Source organism: Nonomuraea turcica, from assembly GCF_030718205.1.
Lineage (GTDB): Bacteria > Actinomycetota > Actinomycetes > Streptosporangiales > Streptosporangiaceae > Nonomuraea.
In genome coordinates this window covers 194,889-205,827 of the sequence record NZ_JAUZQF010000007.1, presented here as the reverse complement: position 1 = coordinate 205,827, position 10,939 = coordinate 194,889, and the positions used below count along the sequence as shown (strand labels likewise).

Sequence of the window (10,939 nt, the reverse complement as noted above, 5' to 3'; positions counted from 1 at the left end):
TCAGATCCTCCTCCCTTCTGTCGCGGACCCGGCGACATTCAGATGCGCCGTGGACAGTGCCCGCTTGGTCAGCTCGGCGGCCAGGTGGCGCTTGTAGTCGGCGGGGCCGCGCTGGTCGGCGTGCGGCTCGCAGTGCTCGGCCGCGATCCTGGCCGCCTCGGCGAACGCCTCCTCGCCCGGCGCCTCGCCCTGGAGGAACGCTTCGGCCTCAGGGGCGCAGAAGTGCTCGGCGCCGACTGCGGTCAGCCCGATGCCCGCCTGCGCGATCACGCCGTCCCGCACGGTGATCACCGCCCCGGCCGCCGCCACCGGCCAGTCGCCGACGCGCCGCTCGACCTTCGCGTACGCGCTGCCGGTGCCGGGTGTGATCGGCACGCGCAGCTGGATCAGCAGCTCGCCGTCCCCGACGGCGGTCTCGTACGGGCCGCGGTGGAACGCGCGGATCGGCACCGTACGCGTGCCGCCCGGCCCCTGGATGACCGCTGACGCCCTTAAGGCCGAGAAGACGGCCGACAAATCCTCAGAAGGATCGCCCTGGCACAATGAGCCCCCTACGGTCCCCCGATTTCTTACTATCGGGTCGGCAATAACTCGCTCCGCGTCCCGAAATATCGGGAAAAGGTCGGTTGCGATAGTGCTGTCGAGCAGCTCTGCGTGCCGTACCAGTGCGCCGATGGTCAGCTCGTCGCCCTCCACGGCGATCCGCCCCAGCTCGGCCAGCCCGTTGATGTCGATCAGGGCCTCGGGCTGGGCCAGGCGGAGCTTCATCATGGGGATGAGGCTGTGCCCGCCCGCCACGACCCTGGCCTCGGGGCCGTACCGCGCCAGGAGCTCGATCGCGTGCGGCACGCTGTCGGCTCTCTCGTATTCGAACTTCGCCGGAACCTGCATGAGAGCACAGTGCTGTTACCGATTTGTCGCGACAATCCATAAATAAGGGATTCCTTAATGCGCTTCGGCCAACTATGAAGGGGGCGTGACACTTAGCCAGCTCGGCGCTTTTGTTTTCGTCGCCCGGCTGGGATCCGTCAAGGCGGCGGCCCGAGCGCTGGGCGTGAGCGAGCCGGCGGTCTCCCAGTCGCTGGCCCAGCTGCGCAAGCACCTCGGGGACCCGCTGCTGATCCGGTCAGGCGACCGGATGGTGCTGACCGAGGGCGGGCGGCGGCTGCTGGGGATCGCCGCCCAGATCGTCGCACTGGGCGCGGAGGCGGTCGCGGCGGTCCAGCCCGGCCGTCCCGCCGGGCTGCACGTGGTCATGGACGCCGGGCTGGCCGAATATGTCGCCGGTCCGCTGATCTGCCTGTTCACGCAGCGCAAGTCGGTGGACGCCTCCACCGGCGTGGCGGGCACGGCCGAAGTGCCGTTGCTGCTGTCCAGCCGCCTGGCCGACGTCGCGCTCGGCGCCCAGGTGAGCGGGGCGGGACTGGTGAGCCGGCCCGTGCTGCGCTGCCGGCTCATCGTCGTCGGCGCGCCGCGTGGGCGAAGGGACCACTGGCTCGTCGGCCCGTCGGGCGCCGACCCGGCCAGCGACACCGGCCGGCTCCTGCGGGTGCTGCGGGTGCCGGAGTCGCAGGTACGGGTCTTCGCGAACCAGACGGCGGCCTGGAAGGCGGCCGCCGAGGGCGCCGGGGTCGCGCCCGCCACCGCCCACCTGGTGTCCTCACAGGTGCGCCGGGGGGAGCTGGTCGCCATCGACACCCCGGCCACCCCGTTCGCGGCCTACTGGTACGCGACGACGCTGGAACCCGCCAACAGGTCCCTGGCGGCGGGCACGTTCCTGGACTTCCTCACGACCCCGGCGGCCACCCAGGTGATGCGCGCCCCGGAGGACGGTGTTCCCCGCAACCGCTTCCGTCCCCCGATCCACGTCTCCATCTGGAGCTGACGCCGCGGCCCGCCGGCGTTGGGGCAGCGCCGTAACAGGTGAGGTCAGCGCAGGGCGGCGGCCTCCGAGGCGAGCTTCTCCACACGCCCCCAGTCGCCCGCGGCCAGCACGTCCGCCGGGGTCAGCCAGGTTCCGCCGACGCAGCCCACGTTCGGCAGCGCCAGGTAGTCGGGCGCGGTGTTCACCCGGATGCCGCCCGTCGGGCAGAACCGCACGTCCGGCAGGGGGCCCGCCAGCGCCTTCAGATACGGCACGCCGCCCGCGGCCTCCGCGGGGAAGAACTTCAGCTCCTTGATCCCCCGCTCCACCAGCGCCATCACCTCCGACACGGTCGCGGCCCCCGGCAGGTATGCCACCCCGCTCGAGTCCATCGCCTCGACCAGCGACAGGGTCGTGCCCGGCGAGACCAGGAACCTCGCCCCCGCGGACACCGACGCCGCGATGTCGTCGTGGGTGCGGATCGTCCCCGCACCCACCATCGCCTCGGGCACCTCGTCGGCGATCCTGGCGATGGCCTCGCGCGCCACCGGCGTGCGCAACGTCACCTCGATGACCGGCAGCCCTCCGGCGACCAGCGCCCGGGCCATCGGCACGGCGGTCTCGACGTCCTCGATCACAACGACCGGGATCACGGGGGCGAGATCGAGCAAGCTCATGGGTTCTGTCTCCTCATCGGCCCTCACAGGCCGTCTAGTACCGAACACCGGCCGCGCGGGGCCGGTGTCGTTGTCAGCCCACCAGCTCCCTGCGGGCACGCTGGCTCAGCCAGGCGGCCGCGCCCGTCAGCGCCGGTTGGGACGCCACGATCAGAGCGGTCCCGATCGCCGCCAGATATGCGGCCATGTCGGGATTGGCGGCGAACCGCGTGCGGAAGCTGCTGGTGCTCACGCGTTCCACGATACGTGGCAGGACTCCGCCGCCCAGGTACACCCCACCCCGCGCGCCGAGGGTCAGTGCCACGTTGCCCGCGAAGCTGCCCAGCATCCCGCAGAACACCTCGATCGTCTCCGCGCACAGCGAGTCGTCGAGCCTGGCCACGATGTCGGAGGCGGTCAGCTCGGGCGCGCCGACACCGTTCACCTGGGCCAGCGCCCGGTGCAGCCGGACCAGGCCGGGACCGGACAACACGTGCTCGGCCACCACGTGCTGCAGGCCCTGTGCCTGCAGCACGCGGACGATCTCCAGCTCCCGCCGGTCCACCACCGGCACCGTGACGTGACCGCCCTCGCCGGGGATCGGCGTCCAGCCGTGCTCGGTCGGCACCAGCCCGCCCACGCCGAGCCCGGTGCCGGGACCCAGCACGGCCTTGACGCCGTGGCCGAGCTCGGGCCCGCCCAGGGACACCACGTCGTCGCCGTCCAGGTGCGGCAGCGAGACGGCCAGCGCCTCGAAGTCGTTGAGCAGCCGCGCATACGGCACGTCGAGATCGCGTACGGACCCCGCCCACGCGGAGTTCGTGAGCCGGTAACTGTCGCCGTCGATCGGCCCGGCCACGGCCAGGCAGGCCGCCCCCGGTCGCACCCCGCCCGCGTGTTCCGCGAGGTAGGCGGCCACGGCTTCGGGGAGCGTGGGGTAGTCGGCCCCCGCCAGGACCGCGACGTGCGAGGGCCGCGCGCCCAGCGAGGTGACCAGGCCGAACCTGGCGTTGGTCCCCCCGATGTCGGCGACGAGCCACGGAAGGTCAAAGGCACTCATCACACACCTCCGGCACTCAGGGCGGCGTCAAGATCGCTCGCCATACACCGAAGGATGCCACGGCCGCTCACCCCACCCCAGGAGGGGGTGTGAACCACGGTCACCGGGCGAGTCCGGCGGGGCTGGCGCCCACCGGGGTGCCCGTCTCCAGGTGGGAGGCGCCGGCCTCGGCCGGGAAGCCGAGCCCCGGGCCGTGGTGCGGCGACTCGGCGCCGCTCACCCCGAAGATCCCGGCCCCCTGCTCCGCGTGCCCCGCCATCCGGCGGAACGCCGCGAACAGCTCGCGTCCGGTGCCGACCCACTGCGCGTCGCTCAGCGGCCGTCCCTCGGGCGCCCGAAGGGCCAGCTCCTCGGCCGGCACCAGCAGCTCCAGCGTGCCCGCCGCCGAGTCGAGCCTGATCACGTCGCCGTCGCGGACCAGCGCGATCGGCCCGCCGTCGGCCGCCTCGGGCGACAGGTGGATGGCCGCGGGCACCTTCCCGGAAGCGCCCGACATCCGCCCGTCGGTGACGATGGCCACCCGCTGACCCCGGTCGAGCAGCACCGCCAGCGGCGGTGTGAGCTTGTGGAGCTCGGGCATGCCGTTCGCGCTCGGCCCCTGGTAGCGGATGACCGCCACGAAGTCCTGCCCGTCCAGCTCGCCCATCTCGAACGCCTTCAGCAGATCGAGCTGGTCGTCGAAGACCTTGGCCGGCGCCTCGATCACCAGGTGCTCGGGCTTGACCGCCGACACCTTGCTGACCGCGCAACCCAGGTTGCCCTCGACCATGTGGATCCCGCCGTCGGCCGAGAACGGCTCCGCCACCGGCCGCAGCACGTCCAGGTCCTTGCTGCCGCCGGTCACCGGCGCCCACACCAGCTCGCCGTCCACCAGCGACGGCGCCTCGCGGTAGCGGTCGAGGCCCGGGCCGGCCACGGTCATGACGTCGCCGTGCAGCAGCCCCTCGTCGAGCAGGTCGCCGATGAGCACCTGCATGCCGCCGGCGTCGCGGAAGTGGTTCACGTCCGCCTGGCCGTTCGGGTAGATCTTGGTCAGGGACGGCACGACCCCCGACAGGCGGGCGAAGTCATCCCAGGTCAGCACGATGCCCGCGGCCGCCGCCATGGCCACGAGGTGCAGCGTGTGGTTCGTGGAGCCGCCGGTGGCCAGCAGCGCGACGCAGGCGTTCACGATCGCCTTCTCGTCCACGAGCTCGCCGATCGGCGTGTACTCCGCCCCGTGCGCGGTGATCTCCACCGCGCGGCGACCGGCGGCCTCGGTGAGCGCGTGGCGCAGCTCGGTGTGGGGGTTGACGAACGTCGAGCCGGGCAGGTGCAGGCCCATGACCTCCATGAGCGCCTGGTTGGAGTTCGCGGTGCCGTAGAAGGTGCAGGTGCCAGGGGAGTGGTACGACTTGGCCTCGGCGTCGAGCAGCTCCTCCCGCCCGACCTTGCCCTCGGCGAACAGCTGGCGGGTGCGGGCCTTGACCTTGTTCGGCAGCCCGGAGGCCATCGGCCCGGCGGGCACGAAGATCGCGGGCAGGTGCCCGAAGTGCAGCGCCCCGATGAACAGCCCCGGCACGATCTTGTCGCACACGCCCAGCAGCAGCGACACGTCGAACATGTCGTGTGACAGCGCGATGGCGGTGGCCATGGCGATCACGTCACGGCTGTAGAGCGACAGCTCCATGCCGGCCCGCCCCTGGGTGATGCCGTCGCACATCGCCGGCACGCCGCCCGCCACCTGCGCCACGCCGCCGGCCCGGCGCACGGCGGCCTTCAGCTCCGGCGGGTACGTCTCGTACGGCGCGTGGGCGGAGAGCATGTCGTTGTAGCTCGTCACGATCGCCACGCCCGGCTTGGCCGTAGCGCGCAGAGCCGGCTTGTCCTCGGCGTTCGCCGAAGCGAAGCCGTGCGCCAGGTTCGCGCAGCCGAGGTGGGCGCGGGCCGGGCCCTTGGACTTGGCGGCCTCGCCCTCGCGCCGGATCCGCGCCAGGTAGACGGCACGGCTGGCAGCGCTTCGCTCGATGATCCGATCGGTAACGTCCTGAATGACCGTGTTCACATGTCCTCCTCGTGCCACGCGCGACCGCTGCGGCCGAGCAGATCGTGGGCTCCGGCGGGGCCGGTGGTTCCGGCCGGGTAGGGCTCAGGCAGGGCGGGGTCGGCCTTCCAGGCGTCCAGGATCGGGTCGATCCACCGCCAGGCCGCCTCCACCTCGTCGCGGCGCATGAACAACGTCGGGTTACCGGCCAGGACGTCGCTCAGCAGCCGCTCGTACGCCTCGGGCACCCGCGTCGTGAAGGTCTTGCCGAACGACAGCGACAGCGGCACCGGCTTCAGCGTCACCTCGCCCGCGCCCGGCTCCTTGGCCATGATGTGCAGCTCGATGCCCTCCTCCGGCTGTAGCCGCAGGACCAGGCGGTTCGGCGTGCCGCCGGGGAAGATGGAGTGCGGCACGTCCTTGAACTGCACCACGATCTCCGAGCGCCGGTACGGCAGGCGCTTGCCGGTCCGCAGGTAGAACGGCACCCCGGCCCATCGCCAGTTCTTGATCTCGGCCCGGATCGCGGTGAACGTCTCCACCCGCGCGGAGGCCTCGGTCGGCGGCGTCGAGCCGGGCTCGTCGAGGTAGCCCGGCATGTCGCCGGCTCCGACGTACTGGCCGCGCACGGTGAAGCGGTCCACCTCGGTGCCCGCGATCGGCCGCAGCGCCTGCAGGACCTTGACCTTCTCGTCGCGGATGGCCTCGCGGTCGTTGCGGGCCGGCGGCTCCATCGCGGTGAGCGTGAGGAGCTGCAGCAGGTGGTTCTGCACCATGTCGCGCAGCGCGCCCGCGTGGTCGTAGTAGCCGCGCCGGCCCGGCGTGCCGACGGTCTCGGCGGCGGTGATCTGGACGTGGTCGATCCAGAGCGAGTTCCAGATCGGCTCGAGGAAGGCGTTGGCGAAGCGCAGGACCAGCAGGTTCTGGACGGTCTCCTTGCCCAGGTAGTGGTCGATGCGGAAGATCTGGCGCTCCTCGAAGATCGCGCCGACCTCGTCGTTGATCGCCTGCGCGCTCGGCAGGTCGTGGCCCAGGGGCTTCTCCAGCACCACGCGCGAGCGCGGCGTCACCAGCCCGGCCTCGGCCAGCTCCCGGCAGAAGGGGCCGAACGTGCGGGGCGGGCTGGCCAGGTAGAACACCCGGTCACGCGACTCGAAACCGGCCAGCATGCCGGACAACGCGTCCCAGCCGGACGTGTCAGCCCCTCCGACGTCGACCGACACGTGGTGCAGGCGGGCCAGGAACCGCTCCCACACGGCCGGGTCGTCGACCGGGACCTGGTCGCGGCCTCGGCGACATTCAGAGTCGCCGCGTACCTCGGCGTCCACCTTGCCACGGAAGTCGGCGTCGGTCAGGCCGCCCCTGGACATCGCGATCACGCGGGTCTCCGGAGAGAGCCGTCCCTCCCTGTCGCTGTGATACAGCGCCGGGAGCAGTTTGCGCATGGACAGGTCGCCGGTCCCGCCGAAGACGACGAGGTCGGCGGTGTGGGCGGGGGTGGCTGTCGGGTGGGTGGACACGGTGTGGGGCTCCGATGATCTACCAAAGCAGGGACAGAACGGACACTAACGAGAGTTTGGGTCGTAGACAAGCGGAGTTTTGGCATTTGAGATAAAAAAGTTCTGACTTTTCATTACCTAACCCCGTGTGGTTCACTTAGCCGATGCCACGACGTACCGCCGCGACCCTCGCCACCAGCGGCGAGATGCTTCGCCTCATCCGCTCAGGCGAGGCCGTGACGCGGGCCGACCTCGGCCGGGTGACCGGCCTGTCGCGCCCCGCGGTGCAGCTGCGCGTCGGTGAGCTGCTGGAACGCGGTCTCGTCGTGGAGCGCACCGACGCCCCGTCCACGGGCGGGCGGCCGCCGGTCCGGCTGGAGTTCAACGCCGCGGGCGGCGTGGTGCTGGTGGCGGCGCTCGGCGCCAGCCGCACCCGGGTCGCGATCTGCGACCTTGCCGGGCAGGAGCTGGCCGGGCGCGAGTTCGCGATGGACGTGGAGCAGGGTCCCGACGTCGTGCTGCCGGTGCTCATGGACACCTGGGACGAGCTGCTCGGCGACCGGCCGCGCTCGATGATCAGGGGCGTCGGGATGGGCATGCCGGCCACCGTCGAGTTCGCGCAGGGCCGTACGGAGAGCGCCCGCGTGATGGCCTCCTGGACCGGCGTGGTGATCCCGCCGATCGTCGCCGAGCGTTTCCCCGTCCCCGTGCTCGTGGACAACGACGTGAACGTGCTGGCCATCGGCGAGCACCGCGGCGCCTACCCCGATCTGGACGACCTGATGTTCGTGAAGGTCTCCACCCGCATCGGCGCGGGCGTGATCGCCGGCGGCGGCATCCTGCGCGGCGCGCTGGGCGCGGCGGGCGAGATCGGCCACATCCCCGTGCTGGACGGCGGCGGCGTGTTGTGCCGCTGCGGCAACACCGACTGCGTCGACTCCGTGGCCAGCGGCACCGCCCTGCTGCGCGACCTGCGCGCGGCCGGCAAGGACGTCAAGACGATCGCGGACGTGACGGCGTTAGTGCGAGCCGGTGACGCCCAGACGATGGCCATGGTGCGCACCGCCGGGCGCAGGATCGGCGAGGTGCTGGCCGGGGCGGTCAACATCCTCAACCCGTCGGTGGTGGTGCTGGGCGGCGATGTGGCGGAGGCGTTCGGGCCGCTGGTGTCGAGCATCCGCGAGGTCGTCTACCGCCGCTCCACGGCCTTGGCCACCCGGCGGCTGCGCATCGAGCCGAGCAGGCTCGGCGCGGCGGCGGGCATCAGCGGGTGCGCGGTCATGGTGCTCGACCATGTGCTGTCGCCGGAGGCCGTCGACGAGACCATGACGGTCTCGACCCTGCGCAGGGTCTCCAGCTAGCAGCGCCTCCAGCTTGCGGCCTCGCGTTCCGCCCGGCGCGTCAGACACTGACGTGGGAGGTCATGTCGTCAGGGACCGCGGCCGTGCTATCGCATCGGTACGCTATCGCATCGGGTCTATCTTGGGCGGATGCCCGATCTCCAGATCAGTCAGCCGGACGGTGACGCCGCATACCGCGACTGGCAGCACGTCCACAACGTCATCATCCCCACGCACGTCCTGTCACTGGACGAGGTGAGGGAGCGCGCCCGGCGCCACCACCTGGAGGTCGCTTATCTCGGCGAGGTTCTCGTCGGCTGCAGCACCGTGCGCCCGCCGGTGGATGGCACGGCGGGCACGGTCATCGTCCGTGTGCTGCCCGCCTGCCGCCGGCAGGGGCTCGGCGAGAAACTCTACGCGCGCGGGCTCGAACGAGCACGCGAGCTCGGTGCCGAGGTAATCGAGACCGTCGTCCTGTCCAGCAACGAGGACGGCCTGCGGTTCGCCCAGAAGCACGGGTTCGTCGAGACCGAGCGCTACCTGCTGCCAGGAGACACCATTCCCTGGATCGACATGCGCCTTGCCTGAGGTTGTTCTTGAGCCAGAATCCTGGATGTATCGATCGTGCGGTGTGTGGCGCGGGCCCGGTGCCGCCGAACCGGCTCAAACTGCGGCGTCCCCATGAGATCCGGACGCGAAAGCAAGGATGTGCGGGACCGCCTCACGCAGGCTGAGGAAGTGGCGGTGTACCCCCTCCACCGCAGCAGCGGCGTTCACCCCCCACACGGTCATCCCGGCACGCAGCCCAGACTGCACTCCGGACGGGGCGTCCTCGATGACCAGGCAGTCTCCCGGCTTGGCACCCAGCAGGGCGGCGGCCCGCAGGTACGGGACGGGAGAGGGCTTGCCTTCCCCGACAGTGGCCGCGTCCACGATCAGACCCGGCCTAGGCAAGCCGGTGCGCTGGAAACGCCCGCGCACTCGGTGCTCGTAGTTCGAGGTCACCAGCGCCCAAGTCCCCGAGGGCAGGCCATGAAGCAGCTCCGACGCGCCGTCGAAAGGCGCATAGACGCCGCACCGGACGTCCTCGTCCTCCAACTCGTGCAGCGTGGCCAGACACTCTTGCGGATCGCGGTCCGCGGCAACCTGCTCGAACGTCTCAATCGGCCGCGTCCGCAGGGCCACGCGGTAGACGTCGTCCGGGTCCAGCGCGTACCGCTCCGCCCACGCTCGCCAGACCTCGCGCTGGTTACTCACCGCGTCGATCAACGTGCCATCCACGTCGAACAGCACGTACTTCATGCGGCTGCCCCGACGGATTCTCTGGTCACGCGGCGAGGGCGGCGGGCATCCAGTTGCGGGACAGCTCTCAGCGGGCGCATCATCCTCCGCCTGCGGATCTGCCCACGCTCCGGCATCGGTGTATCGCGCATACGCTCTCCGTCACCGAAGAGGTCGCGGCGGGTCAGGAGATCCTCCAGCACGAAAGAGATCATTGAGCCTCACAACCGCAGCTGCGCCTGATGATCAAAGGGGCACGTGCGACAAGCGCCCGGGAAATGTCGCCGAACAGCAGCTCGACGGCCTGCTCCGCCATGGCCTGCAGCGGCTGTTGGGTAACCGTCAGCGCCGGAGCGGTGTGGGCGCTCTCTGGCGTTCCGTCGAGGCTGATCAGCGCCAGCCGATCGGGAACGGGAAGCCCGGAGGCCCACGCCCCGGACAGGACCCCGATGGCGTGCTCGTCCGTGGAGGCGATCAAGGCCGGTGGCATGGCCCCTTCAGCGACGAGGTGGCGAGTCAAGGCGTCCGCCGCGCCGCGTGAGTAGTCGCAGCGCAGGAGTACGGCGTCGGGATCGCCCGTCACAGCCGCAGCCCATGCCTTGCGCCGCAGTCCCACGGGCCCTTGGTCGGAGGGGCCGGTCAGGAAGGCGATGCGCCGGTGCCCGTGCCGACGCAGGTGCGCGACCGCCTCGTGCACGGCGGCCTGGTTGTCGGCCGCCACCACCCGTGCCTGCCCGCTGATGTGGCCGTGATGGACGTACACGGCCGGCACGCCTGCCGCTTCAGCCTGGGCCGCCACATCGCCACCCCCGTCCGCAGAGACGATCATCAGCCCGTCGACTTGGGCGGCCAGGAAGCGCTCGGTGAGATGCCGCTGGCGGTCCGGGGAGTATCCGGCGTTGCCGACCAGCGTGAGCCGGTCGCGCTTCTCGAGCGCTTGCTCGATGTGTCTGGCCAAGGCGCCGAAGTAGGGATTGGACGCGTCGGCCAGCACCAGGCCGACCACGCCCGTGGTGCGCGAGCGCAGTGCCCGCGCGATGCGGTTGGGCCGGTAGTGCAGCTCGGCCGCGGCCGCCAGGACGCGTTCCCGCGTCGCGGCGGCGACGGGACGAGGACCGTTGTTGATCACATAGCTGACCACCGCGGTCGAGGTCCCTGCTCGGCGGGCCACATCAGCCAGCGTGATCGGCTTGTCTGCGCGTTTCGTCATAACAGT

10 protein-coding genes are annotated in these 10,939 nt (G+C 71.2%); 3 read left to right on the top strand and 7 right to left on the bottom strand.

Going from position 1 to position 10,939, the window contains the following annotated elements:
- On the bottom strand, nucleotides 1–891 hold the full coding sequence (locus Q9G87_RS20025; RefSeq protein WP_305917917.1) for an FAD binding domain-containing protein: 891 nt from the start codon (nucleotides 889–891) through the stop codon (nucleotides 1–3).
- Between the two features lie 85 nt (nucleotides 892–976).
- Here Q9G87_RS20025 and Q9G87_RS20020 point away from each other — a divergent pair, with 85 nt between their 5' ends.
- Nucleotides 977–1,885: a LysR family transcriptional regulator gene (locus Q9G87_RS20020; RefSeq protein WP_305917916.1), complete on the top strand. Its 909-nt coding sequence runs from the start codon at nucleotides 977–979 to the stop codon at nucleotides 1,883–1,885.
- Between the two features lie 44 nt (nucleotides 1,886–1,929).
- Here the strand turns inward: Q9G87_RS20020 and eda are convergent, their stop codons facing one another.
- The 4 genes from eda to zwf all read right to left on the bottom strand — a co-directional run bounded on the left by eda (nucleotide 1,930) and on the right by zwf (nucleotide 7,048).
- Nucleotides 1,930–2,541: a bifunctional 4-hydroxy-2-oxoglutarate aldolase/2-dehydro-3-deoxy-phosphogluconate aldolase gene (eda, locus tag Q9G87_RS20015; RefSeq protein WP_305917915.1), complete on the bottom strand. Its 612-nt coding sequence runs from the start codon at nucleotides 2,539–2,541 to the stop codon at nucleotides 1,930–1,932.
- A gap of 73 nt (nucleotides 2,542–2,614) precedes the next feature.
- The gene (gene glk / locus Q9G87_RS20010) at nucleotides 2,615–3,580 is read right to left on the bottom strand and encodes a glucokinase (protein ID WP_305917914.1); all 966 of its coding nucleotides are present in this window, start codon (nucleotides 3,578–3,580) and stop codon (nucleotides 2,615–2,617) included.
- Between the two features lie 100 nt (nucleotides 3,581–3,680).
- Nucleotides 3,681–5,624, bottom strand: a complete 1,944-nt coding sequence (edd, locus tag Q9G87_RS20005) for a phosphogluconate dehydratase (RefSeq protein ID WP_305917913.1) — start codon at nucleotides 5,622–5,624, stop codon at nucleotides 3,681–3,683.
- Nucleotides 5,621–7,048, bottom strand: coding sequence for a glucose-6-phosphate dehydrogenase (gene zwf / locus Q9G87_RS20000; protein ID WP_371825801.1), 1,428 nt, complete (start codon nucleotides 7,046–7,048; stop codon nucleotides 5,621–5,623). Before zwf ends, edd begins: the two co-directional genes overlap by 4 nt.
- Before the next feature lie 218 nt (nucleotides 7,049–7,266).
- On the opposite strand from zwf, the gene Q9G87_RS19995 reads away from it, so the two are divergent.
- A complete protein-coding gene (locus tag Q9G87_RS19995; RefSeq protein ID WP_305917911.1) occupies nucleotides 7,267–8,463 on the top strand; it encodes an ROK family transcriptional regulator in 1,197 nt (398 codons plus the stop codon).
- A gap of 129 nt (nucleotides 8,464–8,592) precedes the next feature.
- Nucleotides 8,593–9,030: a GNAT family N-acetyltransferase gene (locus Q9G87_RS19990; RefSeq protein ID WP_305917910.1), complete on the top strand. Its 438-nt coding sequence runs from the start codon at nucleotides 8,593–8,595 to the stop codon at nucleotides 9,028–9,030.
- Between the two features lie 75 nt (nucleotides 9,031–9,105).
- Here the strand turns inward: Q9G87_RS19990 and Q9G87_RS19985 are convergent, their stop codons facing one another.
- Together Q9G87_RS19985 and Q9G87_RS19980 are read right to left on the bottom strand one after the other, a co-directional pair.
- Nucleotides 9,106–9,744: an HAD family hydrolase gene (locus Q9G87_RS19985; RefSeq protein ID WP_305917909.1), complete on the bottom strand. Its 639-nt coding sequence runs from the start codon at nucleotides 9,742–9,744 to the stop codon at nucleotides 9,106–9,108.
- Between the two features lie 190 nt (nucleotides 9,745–9,934).
- Entirely contained in the window at nucleotides 9,935–10,933 is a 999-nt protein-coding gene (locus Q9G87_RS19980) for a LacI family DNA-binding transcriptional regulator (RefSeq protein ID WP_305917908.1), read from the bottom strand.
- Nucleotides 10,934–10,939: the final 6 nt, after the last annotated feature.